Source organism: Glycomyces sp. L485, assembly GCF_022548875.1.
GTDB lineage: Bacteria > Actinomycetota > Actinomycetes > Mycobacteriales > Micromonosporaceae > Glycomyces.
The window spans coordinates 58398-79509 of record NZ_JAKZEW010000018.1; the positions used below are offsets into that span (position 1 = coordinate 58398).

Below are 21112 nucleotides of genomic sequence, written 5' to 3' on the forward strand. Positions count from 1 at the left end.
ACGACAAGGACTCACGAATTGCCTCCGGCCCCAGGAAGCACTGCTTAACAGACTGTTTACACGACCTCAACGAAGGAGAAATTGGCTCTTGGGAGCGTGGCAGCGTTCGCGCAACCACGAGAAGGGCTCCCACCTGATGATCAAGGCCGAGTACATCTGGCTCGACGGCACCGAGCCGGCCGCAAAACTGCGTTCCAAGACCAAGATCCTCGAAGCGGGTGCGGAGCCGCCGATCTGGGGCTTCGACGGTTCCTCCACGAACCAGGCGGAGGGCAACTCCTCCGACTGCGTGCTCAAGCCGGTCAAGGTCGTGCCGGACCCGATCCGCGGGGGCGAGAACATCCTGGTCCTGTGCGAGGTCCTCGACACCGACTTCACCCCGCACCCGACCAACACCCGCGCGGCCACCGCCGCCACCGCCGAGAAGTACGCCGGCCAGGAGTCCTGGTTCGGCATCGAGCAGGAGTACACGTTCATGGTGGGCTCGCGCCCGCTGGGCTTCCCGGAGGGCGGCTACCCGGCCCCGCAGGGCGGCTACTACTGCGGCGTCGGCGCCGACGAGATCTTCGGTCGCGAGATCGTCGAGAAGCACCTGGACAACTGCCTGACCGCGGGCCTTCCGATCTCGGGCATCAACGCCGAGGTCATGCCGGGCCAGTGGGAGTTCCAGGTCGGCCCCGCCTCCGCGCTCGACGTCTCGGACTCGCTGTGGCTGGCGCGTTGGCTGCTCTACCGCACCGCCGAGGAGTTCGGCGTGTCGGCGACGATCGACCCGAAGCCGGCGAAGGGCGACTGGAACGGCGCCGGGTGCCACACCAACTTCTCGACCAAGGCGATGCGTGACGACTACGAGCCGATCATCGCCGCCTGCGAGGCGCTGGGCGCGAAGGCCGAGGAGCACGTGAAGAACTACGGCCACGGCATCGACGAGCGCCTGACCGGCCAGCACGAGACGGCGCACTGGAGCCAGTTCTCCTACGGCGTCTCCGACCGCGGCGCCTCGATCCGCATCCCGTGGCAGGTTGAGAAGGACAAGAAGGGCTACCTCGAAGACCGCCGCCCCAACGCCAACATGGACCCGTACATCGTCACCCGCATGATGGTCGACACGGTCTGCAGCGCCCTCGAAAAGAAGGGCCTCGTCTAACCGAGACGACTCCAAGTGAGCACCTGTAGGGGGCGCCGTGCTTTGCGCGGCGCCCCCTACATTGTTCGGATGCGTTCCGGACTTCCCGGTGAAGCCGGATCGCCAAGTGAACGGAAGTTTCGCCGGTCACTGCATCAGTGGCGAGTGCCTCGTCGGCTCGGGTACACCTACACGCGGCAAGGCAAGCTGGCCACCCTACCGTTCAACTTTGGAGTTCGAGGGCCAGGGCGCCGGATCGCTCATAGCCCCATTCACACCAGAACGTGCCCGCCTCGGCCTCAAGTTCGAAGACGCCCATGGTTCGCCGTCCACTCATATCGCATCGCAGCGACCCGACCCTCACCGTGGGTCCTCCAGTCGCGATCCACGGCGTCAAGCTCGAAGTCCCTTGCCGGAGGCACTCGCCGAGTGTCTCGGAGTGGAGCTCGAATTCGAAGCGCCCATCAGAAAGCGCGGTTCCCGAGACTTGGGCCGCCGACTGCTTGTTCGCACGGGAGACCAGGTCCAAGGCGGCCTCGCCGACAGTGGTGCCGACGATATCGACCTCCAACACTATGAGGCGGCGGTCGGCGCGGCGAATGGTGCGGACCTCGCCGAAGCGCTGCCTGGTGCGAGAACGCAGCACCAGCCGGCTGTCGACCGACTGCGGCAGCAGGTCTGACGCCGAGCGGAGTTCGGCGTCGAGCAGCGCGGCAGTGCCGATGCAGTCAAGGCGGTTGGTCCTCGGGGGCGTGATTGCCTCCCAGTCCTCGGTGCGGATGTCGCTCCGCAGCATGGCGAGATCGACTCGGTAGCGGTCGAACGTCAGGCCGCCTCCCGTGCGCTCCGGCCGCAGTTGCGTCCCCGTGGACACCGAGCGCAGCACGAGCGGGGGCCGCCGAGTGCCGTGGACGACGACCTCGACGGCCTCGGTATCCACGCGCTCGGCCGTCAGGCGCAGTGCCTCCTCCGGAGCGGCCCGGAGGGTGGACTGACCGGTAGCGACGAGGCTGTCGAAGAGCTCGCTGTGGCGACGTGCGAGCTCGTCGGAGGAGTACTGCTTCGCTTTCTTGATAGCATTGGCACCCAATGTTTTTCGGAGGTCAGCGTCGGCCATCAGGCGTCGCAGGCCGTCAGCGAGGGAGGCGGCGTCGGCCTCCACCAAGAGCCCGTCCACGCCGGAAGTGATTATCTCGGGCGGTCCGGAGTGGACGTCTGTGGAGACGACCGGGACACCCATCGACATGGCTTCGACGATGCTGACACCGAAGGACTCGACGCGCGAGGACGAGACGCCGATATCCGCCTTGGCCCATTCGGCGAACGCGGGGATCGCAGGTCCGGGCACGAGGATGCGGTCGTGGAGGCTGAGACGGTCCACTTGGCGGCGCAGCGATCCGGATTCGGGTCCGCGGCCGAAGATCCGCAGACGCCAATCGGGAAACTCGGCGGCGAGGGAGGCGAACGCCTCGATCAGCAGGTCGTACTGCTTGATCGGCGCGAGTCGACCGACCGCCACCGCGAGCTTCGTGCCGTCAGGAAGGGGTTCGGCAAGGGTGTCGACGATGGCGTTGGGCAGGACGTGGATCTTCTCTGACGATTCCGGAGCGTTCCGCGCCAGGCCTTGGCGGGCGTACTCGGTCAGGACCTCGATGGCGTCCATGCGCTCGTAAACGCCGCGCATCTGCTCGTTCAGCTGCTTGTTGTGGCTGCCGGGGTCCTCGTGGATCTGGCAGATCTTCACCATGTCCGCGGGCGCGAACTCGGCGATGTAGGCGGCCAGTCCGGTGCGGGTGGAAATGACGACATCGGTTTCGAGTTCGCTGAGGACGCGCGCGACCTCGTCCTCAACGTAGCCGTTGAAACGCTTGTAGAGCTCCTCCCGCAGCGGAATGACCTTCGCCGGACGGTCCCAGCCGGGCAGCTTCGGGGTCGTCTTGTCGCCGCTCATCGCGACGCGCGTGATAACCCGGAACCTCAGGTGTTCGGAGATCGACAAGTCGGTACGGGTGGGGCTGTTGAACACCGAGATGATCTCGACGTCATCGCCGCGCCGCATCAGGCCGTCCGCGAGTGCGAGCGTGGCCCGAGCCGTACCTCCCAGCCCGTTCATCTCGGTCATGAGAAAGGTGATGCGCATGGCATCCGATCTCCCGTCTGGCAGTGGTCAGCTCACGCCGGATCGTACTCTTCGGCTGCCCCCCGGTCCTTGGCGAGTTGTTCGAAGCGGCGCGCATTCTGGTGGCGCTCGTGCTCGACGGCGGCCAGGATACGTCGCAGAAGCAGTTCGGTCCGCTCCTCGTCGACCTCCTGCTCGGCTACTTGCTGCTCGGCGGCGGCCCGGGCCTCGGCCTCACTCCAGCGACGGCTCTCGCTCTCGTCGAGGTCCCTGACCCGGCCGAGGACGCGAAACAGGACTGCGAGCACCGCGAGGTTCGAAATCATGAGGCCGGCCCAGGCGGCGGCTTCGTAGCCGAGCACGCCGACGGCGAGCGCGACACCTTCAACCACCGCGACCAGGCAGAGCGCCGCGAGTTGGCGGCGGGTGAACCACCGCTTGAAGAAGCGTCGCAACATCGAAGTTCCTCCGATTTTCTCGAGTTCGTGAAGTAGGTGGGCGCGGAGCACCGACACCCATGGTCAGGCCCGCAGACCGCCTGCGAGCAGCTGGCTCTTGAGCAGGCGCTGGTACCACTCGTAGCTGAAGTGGTCTCGGACGTGACGCTGCCCGCGGCGGCTCTGTCTTATGAAGGCACCGAGGTCGGCGCGGTACTTGTCGATGAGGTTCTTGACTTCGTCTGGCTCGCAGTACAGGGCACCTTCCCCGAAGGTCGACCTGAAGACCTCGGGCAGGATCACAACGCATCCGGAGGCCATGGCCTCGAGAATCGCGCGGCCGAAAGCCTCGATGCGGATCTCGTTGGGGAAGTAGATCCAGAAATCCAGCTGAAACAGGAAGTCCTTGACGTCGGTCTCATCGTAGCCGTAAGCGACCCAGTTCGAAGGGAGCTTGCCGCCGAGGACTTCGAGCGGAGTGGAGACACCGCCCATGTTACGGAAATCGTAGTCCGGGTCGTCGGGGTAGATCCGCAGCATCGCCTTGGGGTCGCCGGGCCATTTGGTGACATGGTCGCGGGAGTGGCGGCCGAGGACGGGGATCTCGGAGCGGAAGTCGTCGCGGACGATCTCCCATTCGTCGGGGTCGAGGATGCCGGGAAGGTCGAACGGTTCGAGCCGGCTCGGGGGGACGGGCGCTTCGATGAGGGCCTGGCGGGCTTGGGGCCCTTGGGGTATCCAGCTGGGCTCGACGCCGAACCAGCGTTCGGCGTTAGCCTCGCAGTGATCGACGAAATAGCGTAGGTCGCTGCCGTCGGCCTCGCAGGGCGGCTGGTTGGCGTGGATGAAAAGGCTGCGAACCCGACTCTTGACCTCGATGACCCGGTCGAATTCGAGGACGAGGGGGTAGCGGACGATCAGGGTGTCGATGTCGGCTTCGTCGGAGGGGACAAGGAGGTCGACGGTGCCGCTGTCGACGAGTGCTTGGACGGGGGCGCAGACCCTGCGGGTGATGGGTGCCATCATGCGGACGGCTTCGAGGTTCATGACGCCAATGCGCAGGCCGAGGCGCCGGGCCGCGGTGATCTCTTCCAGCATGGACTTGGCTGGGCCGCCGAAGGGGCGCCAGTCGCTGGCGAACACGAGGTCGTACTTCGGCGAGGCCTCATCTCGCATCGCCAAGGGCAGTGCGAAGGGCCGCTCGTCGCCGGGTTCGAAGTGGATCGGTTCATCGGCTTCTTCGCATCGTTTGTGCCACTGGCGGTAGCCCGAGCGATACGCGGTGAAGGCCTGGCTCGTCTCTGCCTCTTCATATTCGACGTGGGGCACGAATTCGCGCTCATCAGGCGTGAGGGCGAGGACTTTGGTGCGCGAGAAGTCGACCGAGCCCTTGCCGTAGGCCGTGCGGATGCGGCTCGCATACTCTTCCAGGGCTTCGGACCCGACTTCGTCGAAGTGGCCGATGCGTTCGACCACGCTCGCGCGGAACATGAGGATCTTAGAGTGGATCTCGGGGCGCACGGCACCGAAGGGACCGATGCGCAGGTCCGCGGTCGCCCGGAGTCGGGCGGCACGGGCGGCGACTGCGGATTTGGACCGGAGGATGCGCCGCATCTGGGTCTCGATCATATGGGGTACGCACCAGTCGTCAGGGTCGAGCACCAGGATCAACTCCCCCGTGGCAGCCTCGATGCCGCAGTTGACCAGGGCGCCGTACTGGGTCTGGTTTGTCTCGATGACACGTCCCTCGGCAATCGCGTCGACCAGGCGGCGCGTTTCTGCAGCAAGTTCACGAGAAGTGATCACGAGCAGTTCAAGCTGAGGGTGGTTCTGGCGCAGCACCGATCGAAGCGCGGCGGTCGGCTCGGCATCACCTACGGGCACGATGACGCTGACTTTCTTAGCGATCCTGGAGCGGCGTCGGTCTCTGGCTTCCAGCCTTGAAAGGAGGGTCCCCTCGCGCTCACCCACGGAGCACCTCGTGAGGAGCAGGTGCTCGAGGGTACGGAGCCAGGCTCGGATGACCCTGCCGGGGCGCAGCAATCGGTTGCATTCCAGCATCGCGCCGACGGCCCGGTGCGCCCGGTCGCAATGCTCGAAGAGCCCATCGGGCTTCGCGTCCGATAGACGGAACTTCGCTGACAGATGAAGGTACATGCCCTGGTGGTGCGAATCAAGGTGCTCTTTGGATTCGGCGGCGAGGAACGCATAGATCCTCAAGGCGTCAGCGAGGTCGTCGTCCGTGAGGCGCTGAACGGCCAGGGCTCGTGCGAGTTCAGCCAGGTAGAAGGGCTCAATACGATGCCCCTCGCTCTCGCCGAAACCGAGTTCACCACGATCGAGCAACTCAAGCAACGTCTCGAAGCCGATCGCAGGGGACACCGCCCGGGCCGCGAGAACGTCCCGGATCTGCCTCGATCCGAAGCGGATCGCGGTCTCGCCCAGCGACCGGGGATTGCGTCGCAGCGCTACAGCGACGTGGTCGTCGATGAACTGGGAGCGCAATGCGGGTGAGGCGTAATCCATGTGGCTTCGTTCAGGGTCGAGAAGGGGCAGGGGGTTCACCTTGCAAAGGCTAACAAGGCAAGGCCATCCGCGCGGCCCACGCCAGAGGAGGTGGCAGCCCAGGAGGGCCCGGCGAGGTGGGCGACACCGGTGAACTCTGGGTAAATGCTAGCAATATGCCTTGCAAACACGACAATGCAGGGTCCATTTCTCCACGGTTGCTGACTTATGTGATGAATCGCACTGAATTGATTGCGTGCAGGCTCCAACCTCTATCAGGTCGCCATTTATCGGAAAAGGAGCGATTTCGAATCCAAGCTAGTCCCTATTGGGCATATTCTGATCCGGCGCCTAGGCGTTACGCACCACCGCACCTGCGCCACACCAGCCCGGCGATGCCTGAATCATCGACACGAACCGGCCCTATGATCCCGAGGCCCCCTTCCCTACGGGACCCTCGGCTGAAGACAAGACCGCCGTTCCGGGCGCCGCGCGCGGTCCCGATCGCCTACAACGCGCCGCTCAGCGACCTGACCGCGGGGGCCGACTACACAGTCCGCAGAATCAATTCGACGGTCGGTGGGCCGGTTCGTCCAGTCGGTTGAGCTGGAGCTACGTGAACGACTTCGCCTGATCAGAACGTCTCCGCGCCGCGGGAACGCGCCGCTGAGACGTCCGCGAAATCTCTAGGCTCAGTGATTGGTTTCGCCGAACACAGCGTCTATCACCCTGGCGGATGCGGCGCCGTCGTCCCAGGTGCAGAACCTCTCGCGAAACCCGCGGTAGCGTTCCTCGTACTCCGCCTTGATCCTGTCGATCTCCGTCATGGCGTTGCGGAGCGAGTCTTCGTCTTCCAGGAGCGGCCCCGGCGACTCAGCTTCAAAGTCGAAGTAGAAGCCCCGCAATTGGTCCCGGTACTGCTCCAGGTCATAGGTATAGAACAGCATCGGCCTGCCGGTGTTGGCATAGTCGAACATCAGCGACGAGTAATCGGTGATGAGGATGTCCGAGGCACACAGGAGATCCTGGACGTCCGGGAACTCGGAGACGTCCACAACGCAGTCGCGAAGTGAATCGGGAAGGCTCGTGGTGACGTTCGCGTGCTTGCGGAACAGGACGCTCCAACCATCACCGAGAGATTCCGCCAGTGCTCGCAGGTCGCACTGGAGGTCGAGCGTGTATCTTCCGCGCGATCCGAACGCCGTGTCACGCCAAGTCGGCGCATACAGCACGATCTTGCGGTCGCCCGGCAGGCGGAGCCGCTCCCGGACCTCGGAGTAGAGCGATTCGGCCTTGTCGCCGTAGAAGCGGTCGTTCCTCGGCAGTCCCGTCTCCAGCAGGCTTCCCTCGTAACCGAACGCGCTGCGCATGATCGGCGTGGTGTAGTCACTGGCGGAAATCATGTGGTCCCACATCGCCGACTCGCGCACCAGCCTGTCTCGGTAGAACGGGTTTGCGAACTGGACCTCATCGATATCGAGCCCGATCCGTTTGAGCGGAGTGCCGTGCCAAGTCTGGACTACAATCTGACCCGGTGCCTTCTCGAACCATTCCGGCAGATGAGTACTCGCGACGATGTATCGGCATTGCGCCATGAGCCGGTAGTATTCGCGACTGAACTTCGCTACAGCCCGAGCGCCTTCGGGGACGGACACCTGCTGGTCGTCCGAGACGACGAAGTGTTCGAGGGCGTCTCCCCTCGCCTGCAACTCCTCGAAGATCTCTCGTGGACTGTCAGCGAACGACTGGCCGCGGAACACCTCGTAGAGCACGGCGTCGCGAAGCGTTCCTTTGGACTCCGGATAGTCGATCTGCTGAAGCCGCCACTGGTTGGTCTTGCCGACCTCGTCGTCCGCGATGTCCCACCCCACCACCAAGACCGCTTCCTTCATGCCCTTGGCGATGATATCGAAGGGGCGCCCCTGGATGCGGGTGCCGATCGGAAATGTGGCCCTCGGATCGTTCTTGATGGCCACGGGACGTTCCATCTCCGCGCCGGTCTCGAGGCCCATCGTCCACCATCCGCGCCGGATCGGGACGGTCGCTCCGAAGCGCTCGACAAAGGCGGGCGCGATCTCACAGGTGTAGCCGCGGCGGATGCGGCGCATAGGAAACCGCAGCGCTTCACCGGTCTTGGGAAGCCGTAGGAGCAGTGCCGCGTCTGAGCCGGGCATCGGATCCTCGACGTGCAGCCGGAGGCCGCCGTTGCCGGTCCACTCCGCGCTCTCCAATGTGGGACGTACCGCGCCTTGCCACAGCCTGACAACGCCCGACTTTGTCCTACGCACGAACAACTCTTCGGAGAATCTCCCCTTGCGGCGCACCTCGAAGCCGTCTGCCGCATTGAGATCGTGGGTTCTGCCGTTCACCTCATCGACGACGACGGCACGCCAGACCGAGTACCGCTCGTGGCCGTGCTCGGGCGGCAGTGCCAGCGCCGAGTGCGGAATGGTCACCGATTTCTGCCGAGTGGAGCGCTCGACGCCGCTGAACGGAAAGCGTTGTGTGGTAGTCCCATCGCCGGAGCGCAGCTCAAGGCTGCCGTTGAAGCCCTTGGCCACACGCAGCCTGAGCTGGAGCGCCCGCTTGGTCTGGACCGCGGATTCCAACACGGCAGGTTCGAACTTGGCTCTGACGAGGAGTTCCTCGTTGACCCAGCTTGCACGCAGCCACCAGTCGCTGCCGAGCGGCCGCATGATCACGCGCTCGGCCGTGCCGAGTTCGGCACTCTTGAGCGCACGAAAGCTGGTGACGCCCGCGATGGACGCGGACACGTTGACAGTCCATCGGAGCTGACGGCGCATGTCCCCCACCAGCTCTGCGACGGGCAGTCGCGCACTGAAGCCCGTCTTCTCTATGCCGGTGGCCTGCGTGTCCGAGCGAATGGCGGCCAAGGGCTCGTCTCGTCGATCCAGCTCGGCGTCGACATGCTTCCCGTCGGCTTCGGCCCAGACTCGGATACACGAGTCGCCGTGGTCGACACCGGCGAGCCGCCTGATGTACGCCCAGCCTTCAATGACGATGTCGTCCTTGTCGTGTCGCAACCCGGTCACGCCGGTCGCCAGCTCCAAGTCGTCTGTGGTGTCGAGGTCAGCCTTATCGACGTTGAGCGCGTCGAAGTCCGTGCCCTGGCCCAGGTCCAGGTAGGCGCGGCCGTCTGCGACTACGACGGGCAGGCTGCCGAGGCGCTTGGCACGTTCGAGTCGACGCAGGAATACCAGCTCCTCGATATCGCCCTCGCATAGCAGCCGGTATCGCATTCGGATCGTGGTGTCGAGCGCCTCCAACGCAGTGGACTCGATGGTGTTGAGGAATCTGGTGATCCGCGATCGGAGGATGCGCCGGTATTCGTCGTCGATCTGGTCGATCGTATTGATCGCGTAATAGAAATCCCGCTCCAGGACAACCTGTCCATAGATGCGCGCCAGTTCATGCGCGCCCCGCTCCTCGAAGAAGCGGATGTTCGAAACGACTCCGTCGAACCGGTCGGTGAAGTGAGCCGGAGATTCGGCCCGGCGCTGTGTGATGGAGTCGCCGGACTCTCGCAGTCGCCAGTTGACAGCGACGACATCGACGAGATCGACTCGTTCAGCGCTCAGGTGCGCCGGGAGAATGATAGGAATGTCCTCGTAGTAGACCCCGACGGGGAACTCGAACCCGTGTCGGCGCCAGAACTCCGTCCGCCATACCTTGTTGTGGGCGAGGGTGTCACGCAGAAGCGCGGGTTCTTCGAGGATGTGGGTGGTCCGGCTGCCCTCGTCCAGCAGTCCGGCGTACTGCGGTGTCTGCCAGGACCTACCGGAGTCGAACCGCTCGACGTTGCCGACGGCGAAATCCGACCCCGAGTGTTCTAGGGAGCCGATCATCCGCTCGTATCCGTCCACGGGAACCGTGTCGTCACTGTCCAGAAATGCCAGGAATTCGCCGCTCACGTACTGCAGCCCAGTGTTCCGGGCATGCCCGAGTCCGTGGTTCTCCTGCCGCACCAGCCGGAATCGGGCGTCCGATTCAGCCCATTTTCCGGCGATCTCCGGGCTCGTGTCGGTTGAGCCGTCATCGACCATCACGACTTCGAAATCTTGGAAGTTCTGCTCCGCAACGGAACTCAGACACTGGTCGAGATATTCCTGCACATTGTAGACAGGGACGACCACACTCAACCGAGGACTGGAGTTTTCGGACATTAATGTAGAACTCTCCATCAAGGGCGATGATAGCTGCGGCTCTTCTAAGTGCAGGGGAATTGCCGAAGAGCCGACTGCCACGGACGGATCCCGTGGGGCGTATCGCGGTGCGACGACAAGGCGATCTGAACTATATCAGCCGCTCACATGTATTGAGCCCCAGTCCGATTCCCACCTGACGACCGACAGTTGAGTGATGTTCAGCTCATTCCATGAGGGCAGCGCCCGCGCCTCGGCGGCCACTCGGTCGACACCGCACTCGTCACGGACCACGAGGAGTGTGCTGGTCTTGGTACCATCGCCATTGTCGATCAGCCCCATTCGAGCGAAGTCCTCAAGGAGCCCCGGTGAAGAAGTCGATGTCCCTGCTCTGGGCTGCCGTGGCGGTCGTCGCCTTCAGCGGCTGCCAGAGCGAGCAGCCCGACGATTCCCCCTCCACCGAGTCCGCAGCCGCCGAGGAAGCGACGACCGGACCCGTCTTCGACCCGTCCACCCTGATCACCCCGGTGTTCGACCCGCCCAGCGACGCCGTCGAGAACGCCGACATGCCGTTCCCGACGCCGCTGGAGTACGAACACATCGGTTGGAGCTACGACATCAACCTGCCCGACGTCAATGTCGAGAACCGGATCTTCGTGACCTCCTACCTGCTGCCTGAGGGCAGCGAGTACCCCGACTACAATGCCCGCCTTGAACTGGTGCGCGAGTACGACGCGCTGGTCGGCAACGCCGCCGACGAGGGCAGCCACAACCCGGCGCTCGTAGGCGGAAACGACGGCATATGGCGGTTTGTGATCATCGAGGACGGCGACGACAGGACCTACCAGCAGAACTACTTCGTCACCGCCGAAAACCACCTGGTGCAGATCACTTGCCAGTGGACCAACCGGCGCGACTTCATCCGTGATCGCTGCGCCGAACTCCAGGAGACATTCTCGCTGCAGTAGCGCCGCGCCCCTCGCTCACAGTTTCGGGAGCTCCTCGGCAATCAGCCCCGACAACGATTTCATGTACGGCGTCGTCACGTGGTGCTTGTCCCGGTACACCAGAATGCCGTCGACGACGACGGGGCACGTGCCGTCGTAGCAGAACCAGCCGAGCGGGTCGATGACCGTCACTCCGACGCCTTCCTGCAGTTCGATCGCCTCCCGGCGGCGCTCCGGCAGCCTCACTCCCTCATCCTGATCGATATTGCACGCCTCCACCGAGTCGCTGTTGAGGTCGACGCACTCGGGTACGAAGCTGTCGGACCAGGGCGTATCGGCGATCGCCACGAGGTGCCCAGCCGAGGCACCGACCCGACCGATGGTGTCCGTCCAACCGCCGAGCCAGGCTTCATTCGTCTCATCGCTTTCGAACCCGGTCAGCTCGGTCGTCTCGGAGCTGGCAAAGACGACCATGGTGGGACGGATCTCGTCGATCTCGTCGAAGACGCTCTCGCGCGCCTGCTCGCACTCGGTGTATTCGCGTCCGAGGCTTGGATTGTCGACGCGCACCGCGACGGGTGTGCATGAGCTCTTGGTGCGGGAGATCAGCTTCCACCCGCGGTCGGATGCGATCGTCTCCAGCGCTGGGAACCATTGGGCGGCATGTGAATCGCCCATGAGGATCACAGTGGTGTCCGATTCGGTGTCGCCGAAGACGCAGTCGTGGGGCCATTCGGTCTGCTCGAATTCAAGGTGGCAGCTGTTGTTGTAGATCGTCGGTTTGTCGTCACTGATGTTCGCCAGCGGCGGGATCAGATTTCCGGGGACTCTGTCGCTCTCAAGCGCGTCCCGCAGTTTCGTCTCGATCTCCGAGAGGTCATCGACCTCCTCGACCGCCTCGAGGTCGACCGGCGGCTCGTCGGTGCCGGACTTCGGGAAACCGATGGTGAGCGTGAGTATCAGGCCGATGCCAAGCAGCGAACAAACAATGCCGGTCGCCAAGCCCCACATGTTGCTGGTCTTGAGCAGCTTGGCGCGCCGGACGGGCTCCTCGATGTACTCGTAGGACAGCTGGGCGATCGCGAAAGTCCCGGCGAGCAGTACCACGTTGAGCAGCAACGAGGACTCGACGCCGAGCGCCAGCGGGAACAAGATCAGGACCGGCCAGTGCCACAGGTAGAGGCTGTAGGAGATCTTCCCGACAAATTGGAACGGCTTCGTGCCCAGCAGGGAGGAGACGGGGTTCGACAACTGAGATGTCCCGGCGACGATCACGAGCATCGTGCCGAGTACCGGCAGGAGCGCCGTGTAGCCGGGAAAGGCGGTCTCGTTGTCGTACAGCAGCGCCGAGACGATGACTGCGCCGAGACCGACGACGCCGAGGGCCCAGGCGGCGGCCTGCGGCGTCCTCTTCCATGTCGGCAGCGTCAGCGCCAGGAACGCACCGCCCGCGAGCTCCCAAGCCCGAGTGTGCGCGGCGTAGTACGCGGTCGACTGCGACTGCTCGGTGATGAAAACCGATAGGACCAGGGTGAGCGCGAAGATCGCGATCGAAAAGGCTACGCCGACGCCGACAAGCTTGCGCGGCACGCGTTTCACCATGAGCAGCAGGGCGATGAGCAGCAGCGGCCAAACGAGGTAGAACTGCTCCTCGACTGCGAGGGACCAGTATTGCTGGAACGGCGAGGGCATCTGGTCTGCGTTGAGATACTCGGTGCTCTCGGCGATGAACCGGTAGTTCACCACGTAGACGATGACGGTGAACGCGTCCTGCATCACCTCCTCGATCCGCGTGACCGGGAACCATAGCCACGCCCCCACGACCGTGAGAACGGCGACCACGCTGGCTGCCGGGAGGATGCGGCGGGCGCGGCGGGCATAGAACCCGGCGATCGAGATCCGCCCGGTGTCGAAGACCTCCTTGACCAGCAAGGAGGTGATAAGGAATCCGGAAAGGACGAAGAACACGTCCACGCCCACGTAGCCGCCTTCGGCGAACGCGAACCCCGCGTGGGACAACAGAACCAGCATTACAGCGACCGCCCGCAGCCCCTGGATGTCGGGCCGGAATCCGATTCCTTCCCAGCGCTCGACCGGTCGCTGCGCCATCGGCACGGCCTGCTGGGGAGGCGGAGCAGGGCGGAACGCGGGGTGTTGCGGATAGGGGCTCGGCATGGTCGGGCGGGCCGCCGATGTCCGGCCTGGGGTGGTCAGCGGCAGGTGCAGCGTCTCCTCGTCGATTGCCGCCCCGGTGACTCTGGTGTGGGGTCTAGGGGGCTGCTGAGGCGAGGTCATAAAGCAACGGTCTCCATCTGTGCCTGCTGCCGACCGGGGGGTCGGTTCGGGTCGCGGCGGGGCGGGACCGCCGGGAGGAGCGGCAGGATGCCGCGACACGACCGCTGCGGCGCTCGTGGGGTTTCAAAGCAGCCCGGCAAGTGCCGCAGGGCGAGTCATACCGACCATCGTACAAAGAAACGCCGAATCCCACGGGATCGGTAGGGTTGGCCGAGCGCCGGACTACAGTCCGTCATACGATCAGAGCTGTGGCAACCGCTCGGCGAGCAGCGGACTCAGCGAGGTCGCATACGGAGTGCTGATGTGGTGGCCGTCTCGGTAGACGAGCAGGTCGCCGACGATGAGTGGGCAGCCGCCTTCGACGCAGAACCAGTCGGCGGTGTCGACGACGGTCACTCCGGCGGCTCCCTGCGCGGCAAGCCCGGCTTCGCGGAAGTCCTCGTGGGCGATGGCGTAGGGGTCCTCCTCAAGGCAGGTCTGGACCGAGTCTGTATGCAGCGCCAGGCAGTCCGGGGCTGCTTCGTCGGTCTTCCAGGGGGTGTCGGTGAGCGTGACGACGGCCCCTGCGGCGGCAGTCACGCGGTCCAGCGTGGCCGTCCAGCCGCTCTCCCATTCCCCGGCCGCATCGTCGAGGGGGACGCCGGTGAGGGTGGTGGAGTCGGAGCTGCCGATGACCACCAGGTCGGGCCGCAGTTCGTCGACCTCGTCGAAGACGTTCTGCTTCCAGTCCCAGCACTCGGCGTACTCACCGTCGTGCTGGGTGCTTTCGACCCGGACCGAGACGGGCGTGCACGCGCTCTTGGTGCGGGAGATCAGCTTCCAGCCGTTGTTGGAGGCGATCGCCTCCAACGCCGGGAACCACTGGGCGCCGTGGGAATCGCCGATGAGGACTACAGTGGTGTCCGATTCGGTGTCCCCGTAAGCACAGTCGTCTGGCAACTCGGCGACCTCGAAGTCGAGGTGACAGCCCGCGGGGTAGGTGACCGGCCGATCGGCGTTCGTGTTCGCCAGTGCGGGCTTGAGGTCATTCGGCACCGTCGTCGTCTCAAGGCCCTCGCGCAGCCGTTCCTCCAAGTCGTCCTCGTTCTCGACCTGCTCGACGGCGGCGAGGTCGACGTCCTCGTCGCCCATGTCGGCCTTGGGGAACACGTTGGTGAGGACGACGATCATTGCGACCCCCAGCAGGGAGCAGACGACGCCGCAGGCGATGCCCCACAGGTTGCTCGTCCTGAGCGGGCGCCAGTTGCGGACCGGCTCCTCGATGTACTCGTACGACAGCTGCGCGGCGGCGAAGGCCACGACCATGAGCACCAGGTTGAGTTTGAGGGACGAATCGATGCCGAGAGCGAGCGGCCCGAGGATGAGGATCGGCCAGTGCCACAGGTAGAGGCTGTAGGAGATCTTCCCGACGAACTGGAACGGCCTCGTCCCCAGCAGGGAGGAGACGGGATTGGATCCGCTCTCGGCCGTTCCTGCGGCGATCACGAGGACGGTGCCCATGACCGGCAGCAGCGCGGTGTAGCCGGGGAAGGCCGTCTGCTCGGTGTAGAGCAGGCCGGAGGCGATGATCATGCCGAAGCCGGCCATGCCGAGGATCCAGGCGGCGGCACGCGGGGTCCGCTTCCAGGTGGGCAGGGTCAGCGCCAGGAAGGCGCCGGCCGCGAGCTCCCAGGCCCGGGTGTGCCCGGCGTAGTACGCGGTCGGCTGGGATGCCTCGGTGATGAGGACGGAGGCGGCCAGGGAGACTGCGAAGATCACGACCGACAGGATGACGCCGGTGACGACGAGTTTCCGCGGGGCGCGCCGGACCGCGAGGAGCAGCGCGATGAGCAGCAGCGGCCAGACGAGGTAGAACTGCTCCTCGACTGCGAGGGACCAGTACTGCTGGAACGGCGAGGGCATCTGGTCGGCGTTGAGATACTCGGTGCTCTGGGCGACGAAGCGGTAGTTGATGTAGTAGGCGATGACGGCGAGGGCGTCGCGCATTACTTCTTCAAGCCTGGTGACGGGGAACCACAGCCATGCGGCGGCGACGGTGACGATCGTGACGGCGCTGGCGGCGGGCAGGATGCGGCGGGCGCGGCGGGCATAGAACCCGGCGATGGAGATCTTCCCGGTGTCGAAGACCTCCTTGACGAGCAAGGAGGTGATGAGGAATCCGGAGAGGACGAAGAACACGTCGACTCCGACGTAGCCGCCTTCGGTGAACGGCAGTCCGGCGTGGGAGGCGAGCACGAGCATGACCGCGACAGCGCGCAGGCCCTGGATGTCGGGCCGGAAGCCGATTCCGTCCCAGCGTTCCTTCCGAGGCGGCCGGTCGACGTGCGGCGTCCGCGGCTGTGCACCGGGGCCGGCCTTCGGCATGCCCGCGTGGACGCTCGGTGCGACGGTGGAGAGGGGACCCGACACGATCTTGGGGAGGTGGATCGTGTCCTCGTCGAGTGCCGTCCCCGCCGTGGGCCCGAATCCGGGGCTGGGGGACTGGGGCGAGGTCATCGGTCAGTGGTCTCCATCTCGCTTGCACCCGGCATGGAACTGCATCGTACAAATGAAACAGGAGGTGAACGAAGATCACCCGCCGGGAAGAGACGAATCGGCCCCGGCAGGGAGCCGGAGCCGTCGAAATGCTTAGAGCGCCTTCAGCACTCTCGGCTCGAGCCGGTAGAAGATCCAGCGGCCGAAGAAGAGCAGGAACACCGAGAAGCCCACGGCGCTGCCCAGTTGGTACCAGTCCGGCGTGAACTCGGGGATCCACACCGCGCGGTGCATCTGGAAGATGCCGACCAGGGGGTTCATCGAGAAGATCCGGAAGAGCAGCTCGTGGTCCGGCATCAGGGCCTCCTCGACCTTGCTGATCGGGTAGATGACCGCCGAGGAGTAGAACAGCACGCGCATGAACAGCGCGAGGAACCGCTGCACGTCCTTGAACAGGACGTTGAGCGCCGCGAGGATGAACACAATGCCGGTCAGGAGGATCGCCTCGACGAGGATCGCCGGGATCAGCCAGAACAGATTGAACCCGAAGGTCCCTCCGAAGAAGATCGCCATCGCGATGAGGATCGGGAAGCCCACGACGTATTCGGCGAAGCGCGCGAAGACCTTCGAGACCGGGAAGACCTCTCTGGGCACCTTCATGACCGTGATCAGGCTCGATTGGCCGCCGAGGGATTTCGTGCCCTCGTTGACCGCGGAGGAGAACCACTGGTAGGCGAAGATTCCTGAGACGATGAACAGCGGGTACTCGACGCCATCGGGCATGCCGATGCTGCGGGCGAAGACGAAGCCGAATACGAACCAGTAGATGAGCGCCAGGCCCAGCGGCTCGATGAGCGACCAGACGTAGCCCATGACCGTCGACTGGTACTTGACGGCGAGGTCGCGGCGCACCAGCACCGACAGGGCGTGGCGGTGGCGAAGCAGCGCCGTGAACCCGGTGGTCAGCGGGAATTTGCGGACCAGCGGCTTCTTCTCGGGCATCTTCGCCTTGCCCGGACTCTCGTCCGAGCGGGCCGAGTCGAGGAAAGCCGGCAGCTCGGCCGTGTCGTCGATGTTGCGGCGGATCGGGGAGGCGCCGGCCATCGGCATGTCGCGTTGCGGCTCGGGCCTACTGGAGTAGGGTGCCTGCGGCATCGGCGGCTGGGTCGTGGGCGGAGGCTGCTGATAGTGCTGCGGCGGCTGCTGCGGAGACGGGCCGTGCGGTGCGGGCTGCCCATGCGGGTTGCCCGGTTGCGGCTGGCCATAGGGGTTCGGAGGCGGCGGCTGCTGGTTGTATCCGCCCGGCGGCTGCCCCTGCGGAGGACCGTAGCCCGGCTGCGGGTAGCCAGGAGGCGTGCTCGCGAACGCCGCCGACCCGGAACTCGTCGCCCCCGGGAGATAACCTCCTGTAGCGCCTGACGGCCCTGCTCCGTAGCCTCCCTGGGGAGCGCTGGCATCGGGGTGCTCCCCGTCGCCGCTCCCGGGGTTGCCACCGGAGACTCCGTCGGGGTGCGGGCTAGTCGAGCTCATGCATCATCTCCGTGAGGTGACGGCTGATGGCCACCGAATCCAGTTCACGATGTTCGAGAATCGTATAACGACCGGGCCGGGTCCTCGGAGCATAGTCGATCACCGCAGTGAGCTCCTCCACTGTGAGCCCGAGTTCGCTTGGCGTGCGAGGCAGGCCGTGTCTTTGCATGGCCGAGGCGAGTTCACGGAACAGCGCCTCGTCGCCCCTGAGCCAGGTGCAGAAGAGCGCCCCGAGCGCGCCCTGCTCGCCGTGCCCGGCCACGCCGGGGTGCAGCGCCTGAAGCGCGTGGGCGATCTCATGGCATCCGCCCGAGCACGGCCGTGAGGAACCCGCCATGCCCATCGCCAGGCCGCCCTGGATCAGGGCGTTGGCGAGCGTGGACAGGAACCCGTCGTCCGCGACGGTCCCGGGGTGGCGCAGCACCGCCTCGGCGCCGGTGCGGGCGATCGCCAGAGCGAGCCCATCGATCGCCTCGCCGTTGACCTGGTGCGACAGCTCCCAGTCGGCCGTGGCCGAGAGGTTGGTGAGCGCGTCTCCGACGCCCGAGCGCAGCTGCGAAGCGGGCGCGCGGCGGATGAAGTCGAGGTCGGCGAGGACTGCGAGCGGCGTGTGGACGCCGTAGGAGATGGTGGCGTTCTCGCGTTCGAGCGAGGCGACCGGGGAGGCGAGCCCGTCGTGGGCGAGGCTGGTGGCAACGGCGACCATCGGCAGGCCGAGCTCGGTCGCGGCGTACTTCGCGGTGTCGATCAGGCGCCCGCCGCCGATGCCGACGAGCGCGTCGACGCGGTCGTCCCGCAGTCGCGAGGCCAGGTCGTGGGCGCTGGCGAGGGTGCCGGGCTTGATGGTGTGGACGACGGCGTCGGGCAGGTCGAGCCGGGAGGCGATCTCGGTGCCGAGTCCCGGACCGAGGGCGACGGCGACGCGTCCGCCCGAGGAGATGCGGGTGTCGACGAGCAGCTCGGGCAGTCCGGCGAGTGCGCCTGCGGCGACTTCGACGGCCAGCGGCGCCAGGACGGTGCGTGCGAGCAGCGGCACTAGAGTCCCTTCGCGATGGCGCGGGCGGCGGCCCAGTCGGCGTGGTCGTCGACCTCGGTCCAGGCGACGGGGCCGGTGGAGACCGTGCCGATCTGGCCGGCTTCGGCGAGGACCTGGTAGGCGTCCTCGTAGTAGAGGGTGTGGTCGCGGGTGAACGTCGCTTCGAGGGCCTTGGTGAGGTCGTCGGCGAGGCCGGCGGGGATGAGACTCACGCCGATGTACTCGCCGGCGGCGTCCTCGATCGCCTGCCGCTTGTGGATGAGTTCGACGCCGGCGGGCCCGATGCGGACCTTCATGGCCTCGTCGGTGAGGGTCTTGTGGTCGTCGAGGGCGAGGAGGAGCTGGGGGGTGTCCTCGGCGGCGGCCAGGAGGCGCTGTTCGATGCTGTGGGGGTGGACGGTGTCGCCGTTGACCAGGATCGCGCCGCCCGAATAGCAGTCCCGGGCGGTCCACAGGGAGTAGGCGTTGTTCCAGTGGGGGCGGTCGTTGTCGACCAGGGTGATCGCGACGCCGTAGCGGGATTCGAGCGCGGGGGCGTGCTCGCGGATCTTCTCTGCGGCGTGGCCGACGGTGACGGCGATGTCGCGGACGCCGACAGCGGCGAGTCCGGCGACGATCGTGTCGAGGATCGTCTCGGTCTCGGTGAGCGGCAGAAGGGTTTTGGGCAGGTCGTCGGTATCGGGACGCAGTCGCTGCCCTTGTCCGGCGGCCAGAATGACGCCTCTCACAGATGTTCGCCTTCCGCTCGTATCTTGTCGGCGGACCTAGTTTACAAGCCGTCCAAGGGGGGAGGCCCCGGCTAAGCGTGCGCTGGCGCACGTCGGCTGGGGCCTCCAACTGGGAAGGGGCGGTCCGCTCTAGCAGACCGCACCCTGCTCAACGAGGTAGCGCCCGTCAGGTTACGGGCTTACTTCGCGGCGACCTTCTTGGCGAGGTTCTCCGAGAGGGTGTCGAGGAACTCGTCGGTGGTCTGCCATTCGGCCTCGGCGCCGATGAGGAGCGCCAGGTCCTTGGTCATCTTGCCGCCTTGGACGGTGTCGATGACGACCTGCTCCAGGTCGGCGGCGAAGGCGCTGACCTCGGGAGTGCCGTCGAGCTTGCCGCGGTGGGACAGGCCTCGGGTCCACGCGAAGATCGACGCGATCGGGTTCGTCGAGGTCTTCTTGCCGGCCTGGTGCTGGCGGTAGTGGCGGGTGACGGTGCCGTGGGCGGCCTCGGCCTCGACGGTCTTGCCGTCGGGGGTCATGAGCACGGAGGTCATGAGGCCGAGCGAGCCGAAGCCCTGCGCGACGATGTCGGACTGGACGTCGCCGTCGTAGTTCTTGCAGGCCCAGACGTAGCCGCCCTCCCACTTGAGCGCGGCGGCGACCATGTCGTCGATGAGGCGGTGCTCGTAGGTGAGGCCCTTGGCCTCGAACTCGTCCTTGAACTCGTTGTCGAAGACCTCTTGGAAGACGTCCTTGAACATGCCGTCGTAGGCCTTGAGGATGGTGTTCTTCGTGGACATGTACACCGGGTAGTTCCGCTGGAGGCCGTAGCGGAAGCTGGCGCGGGCGAAGTCCTCGATCGAGGCCTTGAAGTTGTACATGCTCATGGCCACGCCGCCGTCTTCGGGATAGCGGGCGACCTCGAACTCCATCGGCTCGGAGCCGTCGTCGGGGGTGAAGGTGACGGTCAGGGTGCCGGGGCGGTCGACCTTGAAGTCGGTTGCCTTGTACTGGTCACCGTGGGCGTGGCGGCCGATGACGATGGGCTTGGTCCAGCCGGGGACGAGGCGGGGGACGTTGTTCATGATGATGGGCTCGCGGAAGACCACACCGCCGAGGATGTTGCGGATGGTGCCGTTGGGGCTGCGCCACATCTTCTTGAGGCCGAACTCTTCGACGCGGGCCTCGTCGGGGGTGATGGTCGCGCACTTGACGCCTACGTTGTGCTCGGCGATCGCGTTGGCGGCGTCGACGGTGACCTGGTCGTCCGTGGCGTCGCGGTGCTCGATGGAGAGGTCGAAGTAGCGGAGGTCCACGTCCAGGTAGGGGTGGATGAGCTCGTCTTTGATCTTGCTCCAGATGATGCGGGTCATCTCGTCGCCGTCGAGTTCGACGACCGGGCCCGCGACCTTGATCTTGGCCATGAGTTCGGTACCTCTCCTATAGCCCGTCGATCGGGCGCTTGAGCTGAGACGCTTCGTCACTAACAGTACGAGCGTACTGGGTGTACGACCGGGGCGACAGCCAGGCTCCGGAGGCGATGGTCACACCGATCGGGCCGAATGCCGCCGATCGCTACAGGTCGATGAGACCAGGGGAAACGCTATCCGAAGTCCTTCGTAACGATTCCGTCTCGGCACCGGCGTGTGGCGCGTCACCACAGGTGCCCTTCGGCGGACGCAGCCCCCGACGGGCGGCCACCCGCCTCCTCCCGCCCGGGGAGCCCGGAATTGGCCCTTGGGCGGTTGGCGGGGTGCTGGTGTGTGGGTGGT

Annotated in this window: 12 protein-coding genes; 2 read left to right on the top strand and 10 right to left on the bottom strand. The window is 65.6% G+C overall.

Features of this window, described 5'->3' with window-relative positions; all coding sequences use genetic code 11:
• Positions 1-133 precede the first annotated feature (133 nt).
• On the top strand, positions 134-1147 hold the full coding sequence (gene glnII / locus L0U85_RS11125) for a glutamine synthetase (protein WP_347177421.1): 1014 nt from the start codon (positions 134-136) through the stop codon (positions 1145-1147).
• Between the two features lie 202 nt (positions 1148-1349).
• Here the strand turns inward: glnII and L0U85_RS11130 are convergent, their stop codons facing one another.
• The 4 genes from L0U85_RS11130 to L0U85_RS11145 form a co-directional block, all read right to left on the bottom strand.
• Positions 1350-3266 carry a glycosyltransferase gene (locus L0U85_RS11130; protein ID WP_241377829.1) on the bottom strand — a complete coding sequence of 639 codons (1917 nt, stop codon included), beginning with the start codon at positions 3264-3266 and terminating at the stop codon, positions 1350-1352.
• Positions 3267-3298: 32 nt separating this feature from the next.
• Entirely contained in the window at positions 3299-3703 is a 405-nt protein-coding gene (locus tag L0U85_RS11135) for a hypothetical protein (RefSeq protein ID WP_241377830.1), read from the bottom strand.
• Between the two features lie 63 nt (positions 3704-3766).
• Positions 3767-6208 carry a glycosyltransferase gene (locus L0U85_RS11140; RefSeq protein ID WP_241377831.1) on the bottom strand — a complete coding sequence of 814 codons (2442 nt, stop codon included), beginning with the start codon at positions 6206-6208 and terminating at the stop codon, positions 3767-3769.
• Positions 6209-6879: 671 nt separating this feature from the next.
• The gene (locus L0U85_RS11145; RefSeq protein ID WP_241377832.1) at positions 6880-10452 is read right to left on the bottom strand and encodes a bifunctional glycosyltransferase/CDP-glycerol:glycerophosphate glycerophosphotransferase; all 3573 of its coding nucleotides are present in this window, start codon (positions 10450-10452) and stop codon (positions 6880-6882) included.
• Between the two features lie 266 nt (positions 10453-10718).
• Here L0U85_RS11145 and L0U85_RS11150 point away from each other — a divergent pair, with 266 nt between their 5' ends.
• Positions 10719-11318, top strand: a complete 600-nt coding sequence (locus L0U85_RS11150; RefSeq protein ID WP_241377833.1) for a hypothetical protein — start codon at positions 10719-10721, stop codon at positions 11316-11318.
• 15 nt (positions 11319-11333) lie between these two features.
• On the opposite strand, the gene L0U85_RS11155 is transcribed toward L0U85_RS11150, so the two are convergent.
• From L0U85_RS11155 to L0U85_RS11180, 6 genes are all read right to left on the bottom strand, one after another.
• Entirely contained in the window at positions 11334-13592 is a 2259-nt protein-coding gene (locus L0U85_RS11155; protein WP_241377834.1) for an acyltransferase family protein, read from the bottom strand.
• A gap of 240 nt (positions 13593-13832) precedes the next feature.
• The gene (locus L0U85_RS11160; RefSeq protein ID WP_241377835.1) at positions 13833-16088 is read right to left on the bottom strand and encodes an acyltransferase family protein; all 2256 of its coding nucleotides are present in this window, start codon (positions 16086-16088) and stop codon (positions 13833-13835) included.
• Positions 16089-16220: 132 nt separating this feature from the next.
• Positions 16221-17222 (bottom strand): ABC transporter permease, encoded by a 1002-nt coding sequence (locus tag L0U85_RS11165; RefSeq protein ID WP_241377836.1) that lies wholly within the window; start codon positions 17220-17222, stop codon positions 16221-16223.
• 361 nt (positions 17223-17583) lie between these two features.
• Positions 17584-18633: an iron-containing alcohol dehydrogenase family protein gene (locus L0U85_RS11170; protein WP_241377837.1), complete on the bottom strand. Its 1050-nt coding sequence runs from the start codon at positions 18631-18633 to the stop codon at positions 17584-17586.
• Complete coding sequence (locus tag L0U85_RS11175) at positions 18633-19361, bottom strand: sugar phosphate nucleotidyltransferase (RefSeq protein WP_241377838.1); 729 nt, start codon at positions 19359-19361, stop codon at positions 18633-18635. Before L0U85_RS11175 ends, L0U85_RS11170 begins: the two co-directional genes overlap by 1 nt.
• A gap of 179 nt (positions 19362-19540) precedes the next feature.
• Positions 19541-20764 (bottom strand): NADP-dependent isocitrate dehydrogenase, encoded by a 1224-nt coding sequence (locus L0U85_RS11180; RefSeq protein ID WP_241377839.1) that lies wholly within the window; start codon positions 20762-20764, stop codon positions 19541-19543.
• Positions 20765-21112: the final 348 nt, after the last annotated feature.